This window comes from Lentzea sp. NPDC004782 (genome assembly GCF_040609115.1).
Taxonomy (GTDB): Bacteria; Actinomycetota; Actinomycetes; order Mycobacteriales; family Pseudonocardiaceae; genus Lentzea.
This window is the reverse complement of the sequence record NZ_JBEXJN010000015.1, coordinates 88,463-110,528: the sequence shown is the minus strand read 5'-3', so window position 1 is coordinate 110,528 and position 22,066 is coordinate 88,463. Positions and strand designations below refer to the sequence as shown.

The following is a 22,066-nucleotide window of genomic DNA, read 5'->3' as shown; positions in this document are numbered from 1 at the left end:
CGCATTTGTTCACCTCAGGTGCACAAATGCGCCGTTCATCGCGAAAGCTGCCGCCGGCACCAGGTGCCGTGGTTGGAGACTCAGAGAGGAGGAGTCCGCGATGGATCCCTCAGAAAGACTCAGCAACCGCAGCCGAGGGCTGCGAGCCTCGGAGATCAGGGCGCTGTTCGCCGTCGCGGCACGCCCCGGCGTGGTGTCACTGGCCGGTGGCATGCCCGCCGCGGAGGCGCTGCCCAGCCAGGTGCTGGCGCGCATCCTCGGCGAGGTCGCCGCGGAGCCCGGCGCGCTGCAGTACGCCACCGGCCAGGGCGCTCCCGGCCTGCGCGAGATGATCTGCGAGGTGATGGCGGAGGAAGGCATCTCCGCGAACGCGGACGACGTCGTCGTCACCACCGGCGCGCAGCAGGCGCTCGACCTGGTCACCGCGGTGCTGGCCGATCCGGGCGACGTCGTGCTCGCGGAGTCGCCTGCCTACGTCGGCGCGCTGGCCACGTTCTCCGCGCACGGCGTCCACGTCCGCCATGTCCCCGACGACGGCGCGGGGCTGAGCGGCCCGGCCATCGCCGAAGCGGTGGACCGGGCGCGCAGGTCCGGCCGGCGGGTGGCGTTCCTCTACACGGTGCCGAACTTCGGGAACCCGTCCGGCGTCACGCTCAGCGCGGCACGGCGGGCCGAGGTGCTCGCGACCTGCGACAGGATCGGGCTGCAGGTGGTGGAGGACAACCCGTACGGGCTGCTGCGCCTGGAGGGTGAGCCGCTGCCCGCGTTGCGCGCCGCTCATCCCGGCGTGGTGTACCTCGGGTCGTTCTCGAAGATCCTGGCGCCGGGCCTGCGGGTCGGCTGGGCGCTCGCGCCCGGGGAGATCACCGTCAAGCTGGTGCTGGCCGCGGAGGCCGCGATGCTCTGCCACTCGGGGCTCGCCCAGGTGGCTGTCGCGCGGTACCTGGCCAACGAGCCGTGGATCGATCACGTCAAAGGGCTGCGCGAGCTCTACTGGGAGCGCCGGCAGACCATGGTCGCGGCGCTGTCGGCGCTGATGCCGCGTGGTACCCGGTGGCAGGTGCCGCAGGGAGGGTTCTTCCTCTGGCTCGCGCTGCCGGACGGTGTGAGGGCCAAGGCGATGCTGCCGCGGGCGATCCAGGAAGGTGTGGCGTACGTCCCCGGAACGGGTTTCTTCGCCGATGGTTCCGGTGACGACCACCTCCGGGTGTCGTATTCATATCCAGAACCGGCTGCCATCACGATCGGCGTGCGCAGGCTCGCCCGCGTCGTGAAGGAAGCCGCCGAACCACAACCGAACCGGAGAACACCCTCATGACGGCCCAGAAACCGCGCGTCGACTTCTACTTCGACCCGGCCTGCCCGTTCGCCTGGATCACGTCCCGCTGGATCCTCGAAGTGGAGCAACACCGCGACATCGACCTGTCCTTCCAGGTGATGAGTCTCTCGGTGCTCAACGAGCACAAGGAGATCGAGCCCTGGTACCGCGACTTCTGCAACCGGGCTTGGGGTCCGGTGCGGGTCGCGATCGCCGCGGCCGAGAAGTACGGCGACGAGGTGCTGCGCTCGCTGTACACCGAGCTCGGCACGCGGATCCACAACGGCGGCAACAAGGACTACCCGGTCGTCATCGCCGAGGCCCTGGCCGCGCTCGACCTGGACCCGTCCCTCGCCGAGGCCGCGACCTCGGACGCGTACGACGAGAAGCTGCGGGCCTCGCACCACCGCGGCATGGACCCGGTCGGTGAGGAGGTGGGCACGCCGACGATCCACATCGACGGCGTGGCCTTCTTCGGCCCGGTCTTCATGTCGATCCCGCGCGGCGAGCAGGCGGCCCGCCTGTTCGACGCGGCGGTCGAGCTGGCCGCCTACCCCCGGTTCTTCGAGCTGAAGCGCACCCGCACGGGCGAGTTCGACTTCAGCTGACACCACACCGGCGAGGCCCCTGGACGCACGAACCAGGGGCCTCGCCGCGTACGGGGCAACCACCGTCGATGAAGGGCTCCTTCCTCCACTTGGGGTGGATGAAGGGCGCCTTCATCCACGTCACCACGCGCCTGGCGAGGCCTGACCGCACGGTGCACGGCAGTGCGGCAGATCCGGTACGCCCGGCGAGTGCGGCGAACCCGACCGGGATGAACGGCGCAACGCGTCGCCGCTTGAGTTCCTGGCATTGCACGCCAGGTGGATGAAGGAGCCCTTCATCCCGCCCCACCGGCCCCGGATCGCGACCACGACTTCGCAATCCCCCGCCGGCGTGGCCCGTGGACGCACAAGCCACGGGCCACGCCGCCACACCCAGACCCCACATCACGCCGACGAGGCCTCCGGACGTACGAGCCGGGGGCCTCGTCGCATCTCCGGAGGTCCCGAAAATGACCGCAGCAAGCACGGTTCCCGTTGCCGAGGACGCCCTGGAAGCCTTGCGCGCCAAGCTCGACGCCATCGACGTCGTGCTGCTCGACACCCTGCGCCGGCGCATCGGGGTGTGTGTCGACATCGCGGTGCACAAGCGCGAACACGGCGTTCCGATGATGCAGCCGCACCGGATAGGCATCGTCCAGCGCCGTGCGGCCGACTACGGCCTCGAACACGGCATCGACCTGGACTTCCTGCGCAACCTCTATGACCTGATCATCGCTGAGACCTGCCGCGTGGAGGACGAGGTCATCGGCGCCTGAGCCACCGCGAGAGAGCTGCGAAAGGGCGGCCCCACCATGCGCACGCTTCTGATCGACAACTACGACTCCTTCACCTACAACCTCTTCCAGCTGCTCGGCGAGGTCAACGGCCAGGCGCCGACCGTGGTCCGCAACGACGTCGACTGGTCGTCGATCGACGTGAGCGAGTTCGACGCGGTCGTCATCTCCCCCGGTCCCGGCAGTCCCGACGTCGAGACCGACTTCGGCGTGAGCGCCAAGGCGATCCTGGAGAGCGGACTGCCGGTGCTCGGTGTCTGCCTCGGCCACCAGGGCATCTGCCACCTCTTCGGCGGCACGGTCGGGCTGGCGCCGTCACCGGTGCACGGGCGGGTCTTCCCGGTCGAGCACACCGGCGTGGACGTCTTCGCGGGGCTGCCCTCGCCGTACAACGTGGTGCGCTACCACTCGCTGGCCGCGACCACGCTGCCCGACTGCCTCGAGCCGATCGCCTGGACCGACGGCATCATCATGGGCGTCCGGCACCGCAGCCTGCCGATCTGGGGCGTGCAGTTCCACCCCGAGTCCATCAGCAGCGAGTACGGCCGCGAGCTCCTCGCGAACTTCCGCGACCTCGCGCTGTCCCGCAAGCGCGGCTACCAGGTGCACGTGCGCAAGGTGGCGGCGCTGCCGGACACGGAAGCGTTGTTCCGCAAGCTCTTCGCGGGCGGCAGCCACCCGTTCTGGCTGGACAGCAGCTCGGTGATCGACGGGCTCTCGCGGTTCTCGTACCTGGGGGACGCGTCCGGGCCGCTCGCCGAGTTCCTGAGCTACCGGATCTCCGAGAACACCGTCACGATCGAGAAGAACGGCACCACCACGCAGGTCGAGTCGCCCTTCTTCGAATACCTGGACCAGCAGCTCGCCGAGCGCGCCATCCCGACGCCCGACGGCGTGCCGTTCGACTTCAACCTCGGCTACGTCGGCTACCTCGGCTACGAGCTCAAGGCCGAGTCGGGCGCGCAGATCGCCCACACGGCGGAGGAACCCGACGCCGCGATGGTGTTCGCCGACCGGCTGGTCGCGGTCGACCACGTCGCCGGCGAGACGTGGCTGCTGGCGTTGAGCCTCGACGGTGCCGACGCCGACGCCCTGTCGTGGCTCTCGGTCATGGGCGACCAGGTCGCCGCCACGACACGGGCAGGCGAGAAGGCCGCGCGCACGACGCAGTGGTCCGACATGAACTCGCCGGCGGCTCGCAAGATCGCCGTGCTGCGGCACGACCACGACGCGTACCTCAAGCGCATCAACGAGTGCTTCCACGAGATCGACCACGGCGAGTCGTACGAGGTCTGCCTCACCAACGAGGTGAGCATGGACGTGTCGATCGACCCGCTCACCACCTACACGTACCTGCGCGGCATCAGCCCCGTGCCGTACGGCGCCTTCCTCGACTTCCCCGGCGTCTCGGTGATGAGCGCCTCGCCGGAGCGGTTCCTGTCGATCGGCGTGGACCGGGTCGCGGAAGCCAAGCCCATCAAGGGCACGCGGCCGCGCGGCGCCACGCCGGAGGAGGACGCGGCGCTCAAGGCCGACCTGTTCTCCAACGAGAAGGACCAGGCCGAGAACCTGATGATCGTCGACCTGATCCGCAACGACCTCAACGTCGTCTCGGAGATCGGTTCGGTGCACGTGCCGAAGCTCTTCGACGTCGAGACCTACGCGCCGGTCCACCAGCTGGTGTCGACGATCCGCGGCACGCTGCGGGAAGGCCGGTCACCGGTGGCCTGCGTGCGGGCGGCGTTCCCCGGCGGTTCCATGACCGGTGCGCCGAAGCTGCGCACGATGGAGATCATCGACCGGCTGGAGGAAGGCCCGCGCGGCGTCTACTCCGGCGCGATCGGCTGGTTCGGGCTGAGCGGCGCGGTGGACCTCAACATCGTCATCCGCACGCTCGTGGCGACCGAGTCCGGTGTCCGCTTCGGTGTCGGCGGCGCGATCATCGCGCTGTCGGACGCCGAGGAGGAGTTCGCCGAGACCGCGGTGAAGTCCCGCGCCATGATCACCGCGGTCGTCGACACCGCGCTGGAGACCGCACTCGAGGACGTGGCATGAGCACCCGCGTCGTCGTCGCGGGCGGCGCCGGCGCGGTGGGCACGTTGTTCGTCGAGCTGCTGACCGCGGCGGGTGCCGAGGTGCACGTCGCGGACCACGCGTCCGGAGCGGACATCACCGCTCCGGACGCGTTGCTCGCCGCCGAGCTGGCCGTGGCCGACGTCGTGGTGCTCGCGGTGCCGGAAACCGTTGCACTGCAAGCGCTCGGACCAGTCGTGGCGGTGCTGTCGCCCGGCGCGCTGGTCGTCGACACGCTGTCGGTCAAGTCGCGTTACGCCGCGGCGACCGAAGCCGTCCGGTCCGATGTGGAGCTTCTCGGGCTCAACCCCATGTTCGCGCCCTCACTGGGTTTCCCGGAGCGGCCGGTGGCCGCCGTGGAGCTGCGAGGTGGCCCGCGCACCGAGGAGCTGCTGACCCTGCTGACCGGCGCGGGTGCCCGCGTCGTCCGCGTCACGGCCGACCGGCACGACCGGCTGGCCGCCGCGACCCAGGCGCTCACCCACGCCGCCGTCCTGTCGTTCGGTGCGGCGCTGGCCGAGCTCGACGTCACAGTCGACGAGCTCGCCGCGCTCGCCCCACCCCCGCACGCGACCCTGCTGGCCCTGCTGGCGCGGATCGCGGGCGGAACTCCCGAGGTCTACTGGGACGTCCAGTCGGCGAACCCGTTCGCCGAGACCGCCCGCGACGCACTGCGCGCGGGCACGGCCACCCTTGCCGCCGCGGTCGGCGCGGGCGAGGCCGAGTTCACCGATCTTCTGTCGGCTCTGCGTTGCGTGCTGGGCGATCGCCTGCCCGAGTACGGCGAGCACTGCGCCCGGATGTTCCAGGTGCGGGGAGCCGGCCAGAGCGCATTACCTCTCACCACCGCGAGAAGGGATTCTCCATGACCACGTTCGCTCCCACCGTCCTGACCGTCGAACAGCGCGCCGTCGTCGCCGCCGACCCCACGATCGGTGGCGGCAACCTGCTGCCCTCGGCCATCGCCGCGAGCCCCGCGCCGGACCAGCCGTTCCTGCGCACCCTGAGGCCGCTGCTGAATACCTCGGGCGAGCCGCAGAGCGAGTTCAGCCTGCTGCAGCTGGACGAGCTCGTGCAGAGCTGGTCGGTCTGGTACTACGACCAGATGGGTGTCCGCCCGCGCGACCGCGTCGTCGTGTGGATCGAGGACACCTTCAACTACCACGTGCACTTCTACGCACTGGCCCAGATCGGCGCCATCGCGGTGCTGATCAACACCAAGGCGTCCAAGGAGATCGCCGAGTCGCTGACCAGCCAGACGAAGCCGGTCGGCATCTTCGCCGGGAAGTCCAGAATGGACGTTCTGGCGGACTGCGTGGCGAGCCTGCCGTCCGTCAAGTGGACACAGGTGGAGGAGGACAGGCCCTTCCCTCCGCCCGCCGAGATGCCGGCGGAGATGAGGTTCCGGCACAACGACGAGGACCCCGTCACCATCCTGCACTCGTCGGGCACCACGGGCCTGCCGAAGCCGACCATCCACACCCACGGCTCCATCGTCGCGGGCCCGAAGTTCCGGCTGGTCGACTTCAAGGAACAGCCGGGCGCGATGACGATGACCAGCCTTCCGCAGTCGCACCTGGGCTGTATCGCCTACACGGTGTACGCGGTGCTGTCGGGCTCGCAGACCACCGCGGGCTTCGACCGTCCCGGCGAGGAGCTGGCCGAGGCGGTGACCCGGTACAAGCCGACCACCGTCATGTCGTTCGCGCACGCGTACTCCGAGATCCCGGCGCTGGACCTGGCACCGGGAGCGCTGGACTCGGTGAACGTGTGGGTGTCCATCGGTGACGCGGTGCACGAGGCGCACATCAAGGACATCCTCTCCCGGCGCAGCAAGGACCTGCCGCAGTCGGCGTTCTTCGACCGGCTCGGCACGACGGAGCTCGGCTGGGGTGTGCTGCTCAAGATCCGCACACTCGACACCGAGCGCAACGACCGTTGTGCGGGCAAGCCGGTCGGTGTCGCCGAGGTGACGATCCTGCGCCCCGACGGCACGTTCGCCGACGACAACGAGGTCGGTCTGCTCGCCGCCAAGGGTCCGGCCATCACGCCGGGCTACTGGGACAACCACGACCTCAACTACCGCAGCCGCCTGTCGGGCTACTGGCTCACCGGCGACAACGGCTACCGCGACTCCAACGGCGACCACTTCCTGGTGGACCGCACGGTCGACGCGCTGGTCACCCCCGAACGCACCGGCTACTCGGTGTTCATGGAGGAGATCCTGCTCGCCGACGTCCCGGACGTCGTGGACTGCGCGGTCATCGCCGGCCGGGCGGACGGCGTGGTGGTCCCGGTCGCGGTGGTCGTGCCGCAGCCGGGCACCGACCCGGACCCCGACAAGATGCTGAGGTTCGCCAACGAGGAGCTCGCCCGCGCGGGTCACCTCACGCTCGGCGCGCTGGAGCTGGCCCGCACCGACGAGGACTTCCCCGTCGGCGTCACCGGCAAGGTGCTCAAGCGGAACCTCCGCGAGAAGTACGCCGACCTGCCCGCCTACACCCTGTCCGCCGACCCCCGGTCGTTCGCCGCGGTCACTCCCTGACGACGGCCTGACCGGTCCGGTCGCACCCCCTGCTCGTGCCCCGCGGTGGTCTGCTGCCGCGGGGCACGAGTGTCCACACCAGACTTTTCTTTCCCGGAAGACTTCCTTGCCAACGGAGGCACATCATGTCCAGCCAGTCGATCCTGTCGTTCGCTCCCGGCACGCCTGCTGCTCGCCTCAACGAGTGGCTGCAGTTCTTCGACACCACCGGGACGACCGCGGCCCAGCAGTTCCTCGGCGACACGCCCGTCATCATCGCCCACGGTCCGGGCGTCGATACCCGGGCACCCGAGAACCTGGTGGCACCGGCGGCGAAAGTCGCGGTGACAGGCGACTTCCGCCTGGGGCGCCGGGAGCTGCGTCACGCGGGCACGATCGTGCGCATCGGTGACGCGGCCGTCGGTGACGGTTCGCTCAACGTGTTCGCCGGTCCGTGCGCGGTGGAGAACCAGCAGCAGCTGCTGGCCTGCGCCGATGTCGCGGCCAACTACGGCTCGGTCGGCCTGCGCGGCGGTGCGTTCAAGCCCCGCACCTCGCCGTACTCCTTCCAGGGCCTCAAGTGGGCCGGCCTGGAGCTGCTCGCACAAGCCCGCCAGCACACCGGTCTGCCGATCCTCACCGAGGTGCTCGACCCCCGCCACGTCGAGCGGGTCGCCGACATAGCCGACGGTCTGCAGATCGGCGCACGCAACATGCAGAACTTCGAGCTGCTGACCGAGGTCGGCAGGTCGGGCCGCCCGGTGGTGCTCAAGCGCGGCTTCGGCTGCACCGTCGACGAGACGCTGGCCGCCGCGGAGTACGTGCTGGCGCAGGGCAACGACCAGGTCATCCTGTGCGAGCGCGGCATCAGGACGTTCGAGCACGCCACCCGGTTCACGCTCGACATCTCGGCGGTGGCGCTGATGAAGCAGCGCTCGCACCTGCCGGTGATGGTCGACCCGAGCCACTCCGTCGGCATCCCGTCGCTCGTCGAGCCCGTCTCGATGGCCGCGGCCGCCGCCGGCGCGGACGCCCTGCTGATCGACGTGCACGTCGCGCCGGAGCAGGCGCTGTGCGACGGCAAGCAGGCCTTGCTGCCCACCGACTTCGGCTCGCTCATGGGCAAGCTGGAGCTCCTCTCGATGGGTCTCGGCCGCAAGATGGCGGGCGTCATGCGCCCCGTTCTCGCTGACTCCGAGCACTGATTCTCCTTCTCCCCGAACCCTTTTCCCGACCGACTCCCCCCGCCGCGAGGGGTCGAGTGTGGTCGTGCCCACTGGAGGACACCGTGACGCACATCTGCATCATCGGCGCGGGACCGCGCGGATTATCAGTGCTGGAGCGCCTGCACTCGACAGCCGCGGCGCAGAACCCGCCCCAGCCGATCACCGTCCACGTCGTGGACCCGAGCCTGCTGAGCGGCAGCGCGGTGTGGCGCGTCGACCAGTCACGCGAGCTGCTGATGAACACGGTCGCAGCCCAGATCACCATGTTCGCCGACGAAACCGTCACCTGCGCCGGACCGATCGTGCCGGGACCGAGCCTGCACGAGTGGGCGCGGTTCGCCGAGCACCTCGGCCCGGAGGACAGGCTGCCGGACTGGGTGCGCGCCGAATGCCGCGACCTCGGCCCCGACACCTACCCGACTCGCGCCTTGTACGGCCACTACCTGCGCTGGGTGCTGCGGCACCTGCTGCGCACCGCTCCCGCGAACCTGACCATCACCCTGCACACCGTCACCGCCGTCAACCTCACCGACGCCGAGGACGGCACGCAGGTCGTCGAGCTCAGCGACGGCACGGTCCTCGAGGGACTCGACTCGGTCGTCCTCACCCAGGGCCACCTGCCCACCATGATGACCGAGTCGGAGCTGGAGCTCGCCGAGCACGCCGCCCGCAACGGGCTCAACTACGTCGCTCCCGGCAACCCCGCGAACGCCGACCTGTCGTTCGTGAAGCCCGGCGACGAGGTCGCGTTGCGCGGCATGGGCCTGAACTTCTTCGACCACATGGCTTTGCTGACCACGGGACGCGGCGGCCGGTTCGCCCGTGCCGACGACGGATCGCTCACCTACCACCCGTCCGGCGCGGAACCGGTGCTGATCGCCGGCTCCCGGCGCGGCGTCCCGTACACGGCCCGCGGCGAGAACCAGAAGGGGGCTTTCGGCCGCCACGAACCGCTTTTCCTGACCCCGTGGGTGATCCGGACGCTGCGCCGGCGCGCCGAGCGGGGCCGTCCCGCCGACTTCCGCACGGAGGTCTGGCCGTTGATCGACCGCGAGGTCCGTTCGGTGTACTACACGGCACTGGTCACCCAGCGGTCGTGCTCGTGCGAGGCGGAGGTGTTCTCCCGCCGGTACCGCGCGGTGTGCGAGGAGGAGTTCGCGAACACCCCGATCGGCGACCCGTTCGACCAGCCGAGGTCCGACGCCGAGAAGATGCTCCTCGACAGGTTCGGCATCGCCGAGGCCGACCGCTGGGACTGGAACGCCATCGCCAAGCCGTACGGCGACCTGGAGTTCGCCGACGCCGACTCCTACCGCGCGTGGCTCGTGTCGTACCTGAAGGACGACGTTCGGGAAGCGTTGCGCGGCAACGTGCGGAGCCCGGTCAAGGCCGCGCTGGACGCCATGCGCGACCTGCGCAACGAGATCCGCCAGATCGTCGACCACTCCGGCATCAGCGGCGACTCGTACCGCGACGACCTGCAGAAGTGGTACACGCCGTTCAACGCCTTCGTGTCCATCGGCCCGCCCGTGCGGCGGATCGAGGAGATGGTCGCGCTGATCGAGGCGGGCGTGCTGCGCGTGATGGGACCGGGCATGGAGGTCCGCCCGGCTCCCGACGGCTCGGCGTTCCTGGTCTCGTCGAAGGTGCCGGGCGAGCCGGTCCAGGTCACCACGCTGATCGAGGCGCGGCTGCCGGAGCCGGACATCCGCACCACCACCGACCCGTTGCTGGGCGGGCTGCTGGCGCGCGGCGAGTGCGTGCTGCACCGGATCCCGATCTCCGGCGGCGGCTACTACGAGACCGGCGGTCTCGCGGTCGGCCCGCGCCCGTACCCCGTGCTCGGCCCTGGCCGGGTGCCGCACCCGCGGCGGTTCGCGTTCGGCGTGCCGACCGAGACGGTGCACTGGGTGACGGCGGCGGGCATCCGTCCGGGCGTCAACTCGGTGATCCTCGCGGACGCCGACGCGGTCGCCCAGGCGTGCGTGGCGGTGGCTGTGGCGGTGCCGCGGTCGTCGCTGATCGCCGGTTTCTGAGCCGGTTCTGCTGGCCGGCTTTCGGATCTCGCGGGGCGCTGTCCGCCTCCGTCGGCGCCCCGCGTTTCCTCCCTGCCGCAGAGAGGAGTCGTCGCCACACCCGTCCTGTCCCGCGGGGCGCCGTCCCACCCCCAACGGCGCCCCGCTTCCTCCCCTCTCCCAGGAGTTCGTCATGCCCGATAGCGCTCCCGTCGACAGCGGGTTGCTCGCCCCCGTCCGCGCGGGCGTCGTGGCCGCGTCCCTGACCGACGACACCGCGTGGCTCAAGGCCATGCTCGACGCCGAAGCCGCCCTCGTGCGCGCGCAGGCGGCCCTCGGTGTGGCGCCACGCGACGCGGCCGATGTCATCACGAAGGTCGCCGACACCGCGGAGTTCGACCTCGTCGCCCTGGCCCGCGCGGCCCGCGGTGCCGCGAACCCCGTGGTGGCCGTGGTCGGTGCGCTCGGCGCGGCCGTGGCGGAGGTCGACCCGGCCGCCGCTCAGTACGTGCACCGGGGTTCGACGAGCCAGGACATCCTGGACACCGCCGCCATGCTCGTCGTCACGCGCACGAAAGCCGTCATCGAAGAAGATCTCCGCCGGGTGGAGGCCGCCGCGCTCAGGCTCGCCGCGGCACACCGCGACACGCTGATGGCCGGCCGCACGCTCGGCGCGCACGCCGTCCCCGTCACGTTCGGACTCAAGGCGGCGGGCTGGGCGACGGCCGTGCACGACGCCGCGAAACGGCTGAGCAAGCTCGACCTCCCGATCCAGCTCGGTGGTGCGGCGGGCACTCTCGCCGGCTACCTGGAAAGCGCGAAGGCCGAAGCGGGCGAGGCCGGCGAGGCCTACGCGCGCCTGCTCGGCGAGGAGTTCGCCAAGCAGACCGGGCTGTCGGCGCCGCTGCTTCCGTGGCACACCAACAGGATTCCCATCGCCGACACCGGGTTCGCCGCGGCACTCGTCACCGGCGTGCTCGGCAAGATCGCCGTGGACGTCCAGGTGCTGTCGCGCACGGAGATCGGCGAAGTGGCCGAACCCGTCGCGGAAGGCCGCGGCGTGTCGTCCGCCATGCCGCACAAGCGAAATCCAGCGCTGGCCACCCTCATCCGAGCAGCCGCCACGCAGACTCCCGGCCTCGTCGCGACCCTGGCGTCGTGCCTGCCCGCCGAGGACGAGCGTCCCGCCGGTGCCTGGCACGCCGAGTGGCACCCGTTGCGCGAGCTGCTCCGGCTCACCGCGGGCGCCGCCGAGACCGCCGCGGAGCTCGTCGAGGGGCTCACCGTCGACGCCGACCGGATGCGCGACAACCTCGATCTCACGCACGGCCTGATCGTGTCGGAACGCCTGTCCGCCACCCTGATGCCGCGGCTCGGCCGGACCGAGGCGGCCACGGCGATCCGCGCCGCATCCCTCACCGCCCACCACACGAAGACACCGCTGCACGACGTGCTCGCCGCGGACCCCGCGGTGACCGCGCACCTGACCGAGACCGAGCTCGCCGACCTCACCCGCCCGAGCGGCTACCTGGGTGCGGCACAGGTCCTGGTCGACGAGACGCTGGCCGCTCTGGCCTGGCCGAGCACCGACACCGAATGAGGCGAGAAGTGAACGAGAAGGCGACGACGTTCCGCGCGCTGCACGAGAACGGCCTGCTGATCCTGCCCAACGCGTGGGACGCGGCCAGTGCCGCCCTCGTCGAACGGGCCGGAGCGAAGGCGATAGCGACCACCAGCGCGGGCGTGGCGTGGTCGCTCGGCCGCCCCGACGGTCACGGTCTCTCCCGCGACGAGATGGTCCAGGCCGTCGCGAGGATCGCGGCCGCGGTCGACGTGCCGGTCACCGCGGACGTCGAGGGCGGCTACGACGACCTCGCCGCCACCGTCGGTGAGGTGATCGAGGCCGGCGCGGTCGGCGTCAACATCGAGGACTCGAAGGGCGACGGCACCCTGTTCGAGATAGCCGAGCAGACACAACGCCTGCGCGAAGCCCGAGCGGTGTCGGCCGACCTGGTGATCAACGCGCGCATCGACGTCTACCTGCTCGGCGCAGGCGCCCCGGAAGGGCGGCTCGACGAGGTGCTGGCCCGCGCCGCCGCCTACGCCGAAGCCGGCGCGGACTGCCTCTACGTCATCGGCCTGAGCGACCTCGAGGCGATATCCCAGATCGCCAGGACCTCGACACTGCCGCTCAACGCGCTGGCCTTCCCCGGCTCGCCCACCGCTGCCGAGTTCGAAAAGGCGGGCGTGCGCAGGCTGAGCGTCGGCCCGCTCGTCGCCCAGGCCGCGTACGCCGTGGCCCAGCGCGCCGCCGCGGAACTGCTCGTCGAGGGCACCTGCACCGAGTTGGCGGGAGGAGTCGACTACGGCACGCTCAACGCCCTTTTCTGAGCGGGAAAAGCGCCGTCCACGCCTCTATCGGATCGCTATCGAAGGGCTCTGCGCGGACCGACAGAGCATGGAACGAGGACCGATGGAGCCGGTGGCTGAACTGGTGTCAGCCAGGGGGAACGCCCCCGAGAACACCGGAGGTAGAAGATGTTCGCCAGCCGCAAGTCCGCCGCCTCGACGCTGGTTTCGCTGATCATCGCCACGCTCGCCATCCTCGGAATCGCGAGCGGCACCGCCTCCGCGGACGACACCCACTGGAACACCCCGGTCACCGTCCAGGGCTCGACCGACTGCCCGGCGGACACCCACTGGAACTCCACCCTCCAGACCTGCGTCGAGGACACCCACTGGTGAACCCGCGCCACCGAGTCCCCCTCCGAGAACCCCCGTCCTGTGCCCCTCAGGACGGGGGTTTTTCGTGTTTTCGCAAACTCGTGCCGGAACGGCCGGGAAGCCGTGATGGCTTCCCGGCCGTTCCGGTCAGGAGATTCAGCCGACCGGCTGCTCCCGAGGCATCATCAGCGCGGACACGACAGCCGGCACCGCACCCACGACCAGCATCACCACCGGCCACGACGACACCGACAGCACGATCGGGATGATCAGCGGCGTGACGAACGCGCCGCCGAACACCATCGTGTTCTCCAGTCCGAGCGCGGTGCCCGACCGTTCCGCGCCGGCCATCGTGGCGATCTCGGCGTAGTGCACGCCGTGCCAGCCGCAAGCGAGGAACCCCGCCGCGACGAACAGCGCGACCACGAGCCACGTCGGTGCGAACGAGTAGGCCGACACGCCGACGAACGCGGCCGCGATCGCCCAGCTGTAGCCGCGCACCAGGGTCCGGCGGTACCGGCCACCGCGGTTGTCGGTCCACCGGCCGCTCCACACCCGCGACGCGGCGGCGAGCACCTGGACCACCACGAGCGCCACCACGACCCCCTGGATCGGCAGGCCGATCTCGGTGGTGAGGAACACCGTGCCGAAGGTCAGGACGGTGAACTGCGGCAGGTCGAGCAGGAACGCGGTGATCGCGACCCGCCAGATGTCCCAGCGCCGCAACGGACTGACGGTCGTCGTCGCCGCGATGCCCCCGGAGGCCTTGGTGCGCGCGATGGGCGGCTCGTCCAGCCACAGCACGACCGCGACGGTCGCCGCGAGCATGAAGACCGTCAGGAACGCGAACACCCAGCGGAAGCCGGCGCCCAGCGCCAGCGACGGCAGGATGGCGGCACCGAGCGCACCGCCCAGCGGCACGGCGGCGACCCGCAGGCTGATGGCGAAACCGCGCTTGTTGGCCGGGAACCAGCCCATGACCGCCCGGCCGGACGCGCCGTTGACACAGCCGCCGAGCGCACCGGACAGGAACAGCACCGCGGCCAGCGCCCACGCCGCGGGAGCCGTGTCGGCACCGGGCACCAGGAACGCGGTGACGTAGGCGAGGGCGGTGGTCGTGCCACCGAGGCCGACGATCAGCACGGTCCGCTCACCGATGCGGTCGGACAGGATGCCCCAGAACACGTCGGTGATGAAGATGCCCGCCGTCACCGCCGCGAGCACGAGGCCGAGCTCGGACAGGGAGTAGCCGTAGGCGGCGGCGAGGATGGAACCCGACGTCGGGATGCCCTGGAACGCGGCGCTGAACGCCGCCTGGGCGAAGATCCCGATGGCGAGGATGCCCCAGCGGTAGCGGGACGAGTGCCGCTTCCCGGTGCGCCCGATGACGATGTCGTCGGTTTTCGGGGGTTGGATGGTCTGTGGTCGGTCCTGCGTCGTCTGGGACATCGGAATGTTCTCCTGGGTCGTTGCACGGAGTCGCCGGTCTGGAGGACACGGGCGTGATGCGGCGGGACCGGAGCCCCGGTCCCGCCGCGAAGGCTCGCCGAGCTGGGAAGGTCACGTGGATGAAGGGCGCCTTCATCCACGCCAGGTGGATGAAGGCGCCCTTCATCCGGCTCTCCTCGCTAGTCGGCCGCGGCACCGGCGGCGGTCATGGCGCTCACCTCGTCGTCGGTGAGCCTTCTGGTGCCCTTCTCCCGCACCACGAGCGCGTAGCAGCCGGTCGGCGACGACACCTGGTGGATGCTCTCCGGCTTCTCGATGAACAACGTCCCCGCCGGGTAGCGGTCGCCGTTGTCGTTGTGCAGCTCGCCTTCGAGGATCAGCAGCAGCTCGTACCCGAGGTGTTCGTGCAGATCGCCGTGCGAACCGGGCTTGAAGTGCGCGATGTAGGCCTCGGCGCCGGTGGGACCGGTGTCCGCCGCGGTGTAGAGCCATTCCACGTCCACCGCGTTGCGCCCCGGCTGGACGTACTCCTCCCACTTGATCTGGCCGTTGTGCAGACCACCGGCGAAGAGGGACGAGTAGATCTTGATGTCGCGCATGGCAGTTCTCTCCTGGGGTGTGGTGGTGCGGGTGGGTGGAACTGGTGTCGTTCAGCCGATTCCGGGAGCCGCGGGCAGCGCGGTCTCCAGCAGGTCGTCGGCCAGGTATTCGACGGTGCCGGGGAACTCGACCCCGGCGGCCCGCTCGACGTCGCGGGCCCGCAGCTCGTTGCGGCGGATCTTCCCGGACGTGGTCTTCGGCAGGGCCGCGAACTCCAGGCGGCGAACCCATTGGTGCGGCGCCAGGTTCCTGCTGACATGGCTCAGGATTCGCCGCGCGGTCTCGTCGTCGGGAACTTCGCCCGCCGCGAGTGCGACATAAGCCTTCGGCACCACCAGGCCCACCGGGTCAGGCGCGGGCACCACGGCGGCCTCCGCCACGGCGCCGTGTTCGAGGAGAACGCTTTCCAGCTCGAACGGCGAGATCCGGTGGTCGTAGGATTTGAACATGTCGTCCGTGCGCCCCAAGTAGTGCAGGTAGCCGTCTTCGTCGCGGTGCGCGATGTCACCGGTGTGGTAATAGCCGCCGGCGAACGTCTTGGCGTTCTTCTCGTCGTCGTCGACGTAGCCGGGCATCACGCCCAGCGGCCGCGGCGTGAGGTTGACGCAGACCTCGCCGTCGTCGCCCACCGCGCCCGTGGCGGGGTCGACGAGCACGATGTCGTAGCCGGGCAACGGCTTCCCCATCGACCCGAGCCGGACCGGCAGCGCGGGGCTGTTGCCGATCTGGGCCGTCGTCTCGGTCTGCCCGTAGCCGTCCCGCACGGTCACGCCCCACGCCGCGCGGACCTGTTCGATCACCTCGGGGTTGAGCGGCTCGCCGACGCTTCCCGCTTCGCGCAAGGACACCGGCCACTGGCGCAGGTCCTCCTGGATGAGCATGCGCCACACCGTCGGTGGCGCGCAGAACGTCGTCACGCCGTGTTGCACCATGCGGTCCATCAGGTCCTTGCCGTTGGGCGTGGTCACGCTCAGCACGGACGCTTCGGCGTTGAGCGGCACGAAGAAAGAGCTCCACGCGTGCTTCGCCCAGCCGGGCGCGGAGACGTTCAGGTGCACGTCGCCGGGCCGGACACCGTTCCAGTACATGCCCGACAGGTGCCCCACCGGGTAGCTGACGTGGGTGTGCCGCACCAGTTTCGGCCGCGAGGTCGTGCCGGAGGTGAAGTACAGGAACAACGTCTCGTCGGCGCGGGTCGGGGCGTCGGGTGTGAACCCGGCCGGGGCCGACCGCAGCTCGTCGAGGGCGAGCCAGCCGCGCACCCGGCCCGCGCAGATCTTCGTGACGTGGCCGGGCAACCACTCGAAGCCCGCGGTGAGCTCCGGCGTCGTGAGCACGTGCCGCACGTCGGCCCGTTCCACGCGGTCGACCAGGTCGGCGCCGGACACGGTGGTGAAGGTCGGGACGACGACGATGCCCAGCTTCATCGCGGCGAGCTGCGCCTCCCAGACCGCGAGCTGGTTGTCGAGCATCAGGAGCAGCCGGTCGCCCCGGCGCACACCGGCGGCGCGCAGGCCGTTGGCGAGCCGGTCGGACCGTTCCGCGAGCTCGGCGTAGGACACCTTCTCCTCGGACCGGCCACCCACGACGTGCAGTGCCGTGCGGTCGTTTCCCCTTGCCACGGCGTCGAACCAGTCGAGCGCCCAGTTGAACTCGTCGAACTCCGGCCACCTGAACTCGGCGTGGGCGCGGTCGTGGTCGTGCCGCAGCTCCAGCAGCAGGTCGCGGGCGGCGCGGAACTTCTCGGTGGCAGTTCTCGGTGACATGACCGGGTTCTCTCCTCAGATCGCGGCGGCCGGCTGGGAAGGGGAGGACGCCCTGGGCGCCCGGACGGCCGCGCGGTGGCGCAGAACGTCCTCGGCGATGCCGTCGGCATCGGTGTGGAAGCCGGTCATCGGACCGGGCCTGCCGGTACCGATCTGCGTGAACCACCGCGTGTTCTCGGTGGGCACGCCCAGCGCGTAGAGATCGGGGTCGGGGTTGCCCAGCACGTCGATGACGTGGAACGGGCGCCGCGTGACCGAGACGCTGCCGGCGCGGAACCGCACACCGCTCGACAGATCGGTGTTGACCAGCTCGGTGATCAGCCCGTCGGCCACCAGACCCGCGATGAGCGAGTCCGAGTTGGTCGACAGGGTCGACTTCGGGATGCGCGCGTCGATCAGCGTGGTGACCAGCCGCCGTGATCCGGCGACGCACGACGACTCCAGCGCGAAGGTGCCGCTGTCGTGGTCCGGCTTGACGGACGTCCCCGGTCCCACCACCGTCAGCAGCCCCGCGCGGATCACGGCGGCCGCCTGGTCCACCCGGATCCAGGGCGGGCCGGCGGACACCATCGTGTTGATGGGGTTGAACCACGTCACGAACTCGCGGTGCGACTCGGGCCGCAGCCCGGCGAAGTCGACGGCCTGCCGCACCATCGCACGGGTGTCGCGCAGGATGTCGAGCGACGCCTTCAGCGGGTTGTCGACGTTGCCCTCCCTCGCCTGGGCGACGTCCTGCCGCAGCAGCTCCAGCAGCTCGTCGTGGAAAGCCTCCGGGCTGTCGAACGCGCGATCGACGAACGGGCGCGCGATCTGCTCGAGGTCCAGCGCCGGCACGTCCCCGAGATCCCACGCCGCCAGCAACTTCTCGCGATCGGTGGACGTGAGGTGACTGGCCGCGAACCACCGCGCCGCCTCCTCGCCCTGCCGGCGCCGGACGTGCGCGGTGTAGTAGACGTGCTCGACCTCCAGGCGCAGCAACGACAACACGTCCCGCACGAAGTCGAGCTGCGCGGAACCGGTGATCCGCTGGGCACCGCGCCGGGCCCGCACGATCGCGTCCTCGGTGACGAACTTGGCCTGGTAGCGGTAGGTCGGGGCCTTCTGGTTGCGCCCGCGCGCCAGCATCACCAGCCCGCTGCGAGAACCGGCGACCAGGTGCGGCTCCCGCCCGCTGGGCAGGTACTCGGTCCGCCCGTCGCGCTCGACGAACCTCCCGCCGCGCCCGATCGTCAGCTCCGCGAGCACGTCGAAGAACGTCAGCCCGAGCCCGATCACCCCGACCTGCTCTCCCGGCGCGATCACGCCCAGCGGCAGGTCGGCCGCCGAGTCCCCGCGCAGGTACGTCAGGCCCGCCCGGTGCCGGGTGAACGTGAGCAGCTCCTTCTCCCCGTCGTCCGGTCTGACCCGAGGATGGCCGGTGGTCAGCACCACCTTGTCGGCCGTCACCACCGTGCCGCCGGAACCGGTCACCGTCGTCAGCCCGAACTCGCGGGTGAGCGACACGGCCTTCTCCTGGACGTGCCGGACCGTCACGTTGGCCGGTGCGTTGGCGACAATCGCCTCGTACGCCATCCGCAGGTACTCGCCGTACACCGCCCGCGGCCCGTAGTCGTCAGGCCCGATACCGGACCAGCGCGGATGACCGGAGAGCCAGTCCGAGAACGACGGCCCGAACCCGGCCCTCGTCGGACCGCCGTCAGGCTCGGCGGAGAACACGCTCACCTCACCGGCAGCGGTGTTCATGAGGAAACACGTCGACTGCGAGGTTCTCCAGACCCGCCCGGCACCCGCCTCGTCAGGCTCGAACAGGTGCACGCGCACCTCGCCCTCCCTGGGCGTGTCCGTCAAGCGCGCGACCAGCCTCTCCAACACGGAGAGTCCTCGCGGACCCGCGCCAACGATCACCACATCCAGGTCCGCTCGCGGGACGAAGTCAGTCATGGCTTTCCTTTCCAGGAGCCGACTTCCCCAGCGAACGTCTCGTTCTCGGCAGTCGGCGCTCTCGGCGGGCTTGCTCCTGCCACGATCGAGATCACCGCTGTCGACCGACTATCGGTCAGGTATGGGAACCCCTTTCGGCAGTTCGACCATCCATAATGGACTTGACCGGTTCTCGTGCGCAGAACCCGTCGATCTCTGTTCGAGCAGCTCAGCCAACCCCTCGCACTCGCCGCTGCACACGCGGGAACCGCCATGGGACACACGGAACGCGGCTGCTCACCAAGCGGGCGTGGAACTGGCTCAGCGTCCCGTCAGGTACGTGAGGGTGCTGTCGGCGAGCCGCGCTTCGACCCCCTTCGGATCGCCGGCGGTCGCCTGCCGGAACCTCTGCGAGGAGACCAGGGACAGCAACCACCAGGCGGCGGCCTCGGTGTCGAGGTCCGCGCGAAGTTCCCCGTCCGCGTGGCCGCGGTCCAGCAGGGCGGTGATCGCGGCCGCGAATCGTTGGACGGCGCTGCGGGAGGCGGCTTCGATCTCGGGTTCGCCGGTGATGGTGGAGGCGTCGGCGAAGATCGCGCCCACCGCGCCCGCGCTGTGCACGTGTTGCAGATGCCCGGGATCGAGCATGGTCTTGAGCAGGCCGGACACCGGGAGATTCGTGGCCGTGAGGCGCTCGACCATGCGGCAGACGTGGTCGGCGGCCCGGTCCACGACCGCCGCGAACAGGCTCGCCTTGGTGCCGAAGTTCTGGAACACCACGGGTTCGCTCACGCCGACCTTGCGGGCGACCACCGAGGTCTTGCCCCGGAGGTAGCCGACTTCCGCGAACACCTCGGTGGCCGCCGCGAGGATCGACTCGCGGCGTTCCATTGCCGGCATCCGGGTTCGGCGGGCCTGTTGTTCGGTCACGGAAGCATCCTAGACAACCTTACTTAGTCGTGACTAAGCTCGCCGCCACCAGTTCTTAGTCACCACTAAGTTAGGCGGTCCCGATGCACAAGACACACGCGCACGACGGCGCTCCCGGCGCCATCAGCCACGCACGTTCTTATGAACTCTTCTCGGCGATCGCGTTCGCCGGACGACGTCGGCGCATCTTCGGCCGGTTGGTCGAACTCGCCGAGGTCGGCGCGGGCGACGTCGTGCTCGACGTCGGCTGCGGTCCCGGCTACCTCACCGCACTCGCCGCCCGGGCGGCGACACCGAACGGGCGCGCGCTGGGAGTCGACGTGTCCGAACCGATGATCGCGCAGGCCCAACGCCTGCGGGCGGGCGCGAACTGCGCGTTCGAGGTCGGGGCTGCGCAAGGGCTGAGCGCGGCGGACGCGACGTTCGACGTGGTGCTGTCGAGCCTCGCGATCCACCACATCACCGAGGAGGCGCGGGCGACGGCGTTCGCCGAGATGTTCCGGGTGCTGCGACCAGGTGGCAGAGTGCTCATCGCGGACTTCCTGCCACCCGAGGGACCTCTGGCCCGGCACCTCGTCGGCTCCACCGCGGGCAGGACGATGCGGGACAACCCGGTCGAGCGCATCGCGCCCATGCTCGGCGACGCGGGATTCGACGTCCGCGCGACGACGCAGGTCAGCTGGTTCCTGCACTGCGTGCGTGCCGACAAGCCCGGCGGTGACGAGTGAGGAGTCATGTCGCGCGCTTGCTCACCCCGCTGGTCGTGCTGATCGGGCTCACTCTCCACATCGGACTCGGTTACCGACTCGGCCTGTTCGTTGCGGGAATCGCCATCGTGGCTCACCTCCTGCTCGGCGCTGTGGCCCGCAAGGCGTGGCACCGCGTGAGACGTGCGGGGAGCGCGGGCCGGCGTTCGCGGTGGTCGTCGATGCCGAACTCGTAAGCAAGCCCCGGTTGTTCTACCTGCACTTCTGGGCCGTCGATGATGGGGTGACCCCGGCCAAGGCGCTGCGCACAGCGGTCGACGCGCACCACGTGCACCCCCGCGAGCTGACCAGCGCCACCCGACAGGCGAAACTGAGCAGGTGACCAGCACGACGCCCAGCCAACCGAGCGCATCGAGCCAGTGGGTGCTGCTGTCGTACCGGATACCGCGTGAGCCGTCCACGCCGCGGATCACGGTGTGGCGCAAGCTCAAACGGCTGGGCGTCGCGCAGCTCGGTGACGGGCTGGTCGCGTTGCCCGCCGACGCGCGCACCCGCGAAGCCCTGGAGTGGATCGCGGAGGAGGTCATCGAGGCCGACGGGTCCGCGATGGTCTGGCTGGCGCAGCCCGCGAGCCGCACCCAGGAGCAACAGCTCGCGCAGGCGATGACCGATGCCCGCGCCGCCGAGTACGACACCGTGCTCGCCGATGCCGAACAGGCCGCGGCGCTGCCGGAAGCGGAGCGGCTGCGGGTGATGCGGCGGCTGCGAGACGAGTTGCGGCGCATCCACCGTCGTGACTACTTTCCACCACCGCAGCGCAGTGCCGCGGAACGGGCGGTCGCCGGCCTGCATCCCGATCACCCCGAGCAGGAGACCGCATGAGGTGGGCCACCCGCGCCGGCATTCACATCGACCGGGCCGCGTGTGCCTGGCTGATCCGGCGCACCGTCGACCCCGCGGCCGAGTTCGTGTTCGTCACCGATCCCACCGAAGTGCCGTCGGACGCGACGCCGTTCGACATGCGCGGGGTGGAGCTCGGGCATCACGGCGGGGACTGCAGCTTCGAGACGATCCTGCGCCGGTACGAGATCACCGATCCGGTGCTGTGGCGCATCGCCGAGATCGTTCACGAGGCCGACGTCGACGACGAGCGCTTCGACGCCCCGGAAGCTCCCGGGCTCGACGTCGTCCTGCGCGGTCTCTCGATGATCGGTGACGACGAGCACACGCTCACGGTCACCAAACCGGTCTTCGACGGGCTCTACGAGTACTACAGCCGAGCCGGAGCCCTCGGCCGCGAGCCGGCCTGATTCAGCGGGCCGTGGCCGTCAGGTCGTCGAAGCAGGTCCGGCAATCGGCCTTGGTCCACGTTCTTCGTGGACGCACCGGCTCCGGCGTGTTCGCCCTCGTCGCCGACGTCCACCTCCACTGAC

20 protein-coding genes are annotated in these 22,066 nt (G+C 70.3%); 15 read left to right on the top strand and 5 right to left on the bottom strand.

The annotated features are described in order from the left end of the window. The first annotated feature begins 100 nt into the window (after positions 1–100). From ABZV40_RS16580 to ABZV40_RS16530, 11 genes are all read left to right on the top strand, one after another. The gene (locus ABZV40_RS16580) at positions 101–1,318 is read left to right on the top strand and encodes a PLP-dependent aminotransferase family protein (protein ID WP_355441394.1); all 1,218 of its coding nucleotides are present in this window, start codon (positions 101–103) and stop codon (positions 1,316–1,318) included. After that, positions 1,315–1,926, top strand: coding sequence for a DsbA family protein (locus ABZV40_RS16575; RefSeq protein WP_355441391.1), 612 nt, complete (start codon positions 1,315–1,317; stop codon positions 1,924–1,926). The genes ABZV40_RS16580 and ABZV40_RS16575 overlap by 4 nt, the downstream gene beginning before the upstream one ends. Before the next feature lie 449 nt (positions 1,927–2,375). Continuing rightward, positions 2,376–2,681, top strand: a complete 306-nt coding sequence (locus ABZV40_RS16570; protein WP_355441389.1) for a chorismate mutase family protein — start codon at positions 2,376–2,378, stop codon at positions 2,679–2,681. Between the two features lie 36 nt (positions 2,682–2,717). After that, positions 2,718–4,754 (top strand): aminodeoxychorismate synthase component I, encoded by a 2,037-nt coding sequence (gene pabB / locus ABZV40_RS16565; RefSeq protein ID WP_355441386.1) that lies wholly within the window; start codon positions 2,718–2,720, stop codon positions 4,752–4,754. Next, positions 4,751–5,641 (top strand): prephenate dehydrogenase/arogenate dehydrogenase family protein, encoded by an 891-nt coding sequence (locus ABZV40_RS16560; protein WP_355441383.1) that lies wholly within the window; start codon positions 4,751–4,753, stop codon positions 5,639–5,641. The genes pabB and ABZV40_RS16560 overlap by 4 nt, the downstream gene beginning before the upstream one ends. Continuing rightward, positions 5,638–7,317, top strand: coding sequence for a class I adenylate-forming enzyme family protein (locus ABZV40_RS16555; RefSeq protein WP_355441380.1), 1,680 nt, complete (start codon positions 5,638–5,640; stop codon positions 7,315–7,317). Before ABZV40_RS16560 ends, ABZV40_RS16555 begins: the two co-directional genes overlap by 4 nt. A 125-nt stretch (positions 7,318–7,442) precedes the next feature. Beyond that, a complete protein-coding gene (gene aroF / locus ABZV40_RS16550; RefSeq protein ID WP_355441377.1) occupies positions 7,443–8,501 on the top strand; it encodes a 3-deoxy-7-phosphoheptulonate synthase in 1,059 nt (352 codons plus the stop codon). Positions 8,502–8,584: 83 nt separating this feature from the next. Next, positions 8,585–10,558, top strand: coding sequence for an FAD/NAD(P)-binding protein (locus ABZV40_RS16545; RefSeq protein ID WP_355441374.1), 1,974 nt, complete (start codon positions 8,585–8,587; stop codon positions 10,556–10,558). Between the two features lie 172 nt (positions 10,559–10,730). Next, positions 10,731–12,137: an adenylosuccinate lyase family protein gene (locus tag ABZV40_RS16540; RefSeq protein ID WP_355441371.1), complete on the top strand. Its 1,407-nt coding sequence runs from the start codon at positions 10,731–10,733 to the stop codon at positions 12,135–12,137. Continuing rightward, positions 12,134–12,928 carry an isocitrate lyase/phosphoenolpyruvate mutase family protein gene (locus ABZV40_RS16535; RefSeq protein ID WP_355441369.1) on the top strand — a complete coding sequence of 265 codons (795 nt, stop codon included), beginning with the start codon at positions 12,134–12,136 and terminating at the stop codon, positions 12,926–12,928. The genes ABZV40_RS16540 and ABZV40_RS16535 overlap by 4 nt, the downstream gene beginning before the upstream one ends. Before the next feature lie 147 nt (positions 12,929–13,075). After that, a complete protein-coding gene (locus ABZV40_RS16530) occupies positions 13,076–13,282 on the top strand; it encodes a hypothetical protein (RefSeq protein ID WP_355441366.1) in 207 nt (68 codons plus the stop codon). A gap of 135 nt (positions 13,283–13,417) precedes the next feature. On the opposite strand, the gene ABZV40_RS16525 is transcribed toward ABZV40_RS16530, so the two are convergent. The 5 genes from ABZV40_RS16525 to ABZV40_RS16505 form a co-directional block, all read right to left on the bottom strand. Then, on the bottom strand, positions 13,418–14,710 hold the full coding sequence (locus ABZV40_RS16525) for an MFS transporter (protein ID WP_355441363.1): 1,293 nt from the start codon (positions 14,708–14,710) through the stop codon (positions 13,418–13,420). 179 nt (positions 14,711–14,889) lie between these two features. Next, positions 14,890–15,309, bottom strand: a complete 420-nt coding sequence (locus ABZV40_RS16520; protein ID WP_355441361.1) for a cupin domain-containing protein — start codon at positions 15,307–15,309, stop codon at positions 14,890–14,892. Positions 15,310–15,360: 51 nt separating this feature from the next. Next, a complete protein-coding gene (locus ABZV40_RS16515) occupies positions 15,361–17,076 on the bottom strand; it encodes an AMP-binding protein (protein WP_355441358.1) in 1,716 nt (571 codons plus the stop codon). Positions 17,077–17,091: 15 nt separating this feature from the next. Then, complete coding sequence (locus ABZV40_RS16510; protein WP_355441356.1) at positions 17,092–19,017, bottom strand: FAD/NAD(P)-binding protein; 1,926 nt, start codon at positions 19,015–19,017, stop codon at positions 17,092–17,094. Between the two features lie 300 nt (positions 19,018–19,317). Continuing rightward, on the bottom strand, positions 19,318–19,926 hold the full coding sequence (locus tag ABZV40_RS16505) for a helix-turn-helix domain-containing protein (protein WP_355441353.1): 609 nt from the start codon (positions 19,924–19,926) through the stop codon (positions 19,318–19,320). A gap of 83 nt (positions 19,927–20,009) precedes the next feature. Here ABZV40_RS16505 and ABZV40_RS16500 point away from each other — a divergent pair, with 83 nt between their 5' ends. From ABZV40_RS16500 to ABZV40_RS16485, 4 genes are all read left to right on the top strand, one after another. Further along, positions 20,010–20,654 carry a methyltransferase domain-containing protein gene (locus ABZV40_RS16500; protein ID WP_355441349.1) on the top strand — a complete coding sequence of 215 codons (645 nt, stop codon included), beginning with the start codon at positions 20,010–20,012 and terminating at the stop codon, positions 20,652–20,654. A gap of 145 nt (positions 20,655–20,799) precedes the next feature. Next, on the top strand, positions 20,800–21,015 hold the full coding sequence (locus ABZV40_RS16495) for a DUF1259 domain-containing protein (protein ID WP_355441346.1): 216 nt from the start codon (positions 20,800–20,802) through the stop codon (positions 21,013–21,015). Beyond that, the gene (locus ABZV40_RS16490; protein WP_355441343.1) at positions 21,012–21,515 is read left to right on the top strand and encodes a Chromate resistance protein ChrB; all 504 of its coding nucleotides are present in this window, start codon (positions 21,012–21,014) and stop codon (positions 21,513–21,515) included. Before ABZV40_RS16495 ends, ABZV40_RS16490 begins: the two co-directional genes overlap by 4 nt. Then, positions 21,512–21,943 (top strand): chromate resistance protein ChrB domain-containing protein, encoded by a 432-nt coding sequence (locus ABZV40_RS16485; protein WP_355441339.1) that lies wholly within the window; start codon positions 21,512–21,514, stop codon positions 21,941–21,943. Before ABZV40_RS16490 ends, ABZV40_RS16485 begins: the two co-directional genes overlap by 4 nt. Positions 21,944–22,066 lie beyond the last annotated feature (123 nt).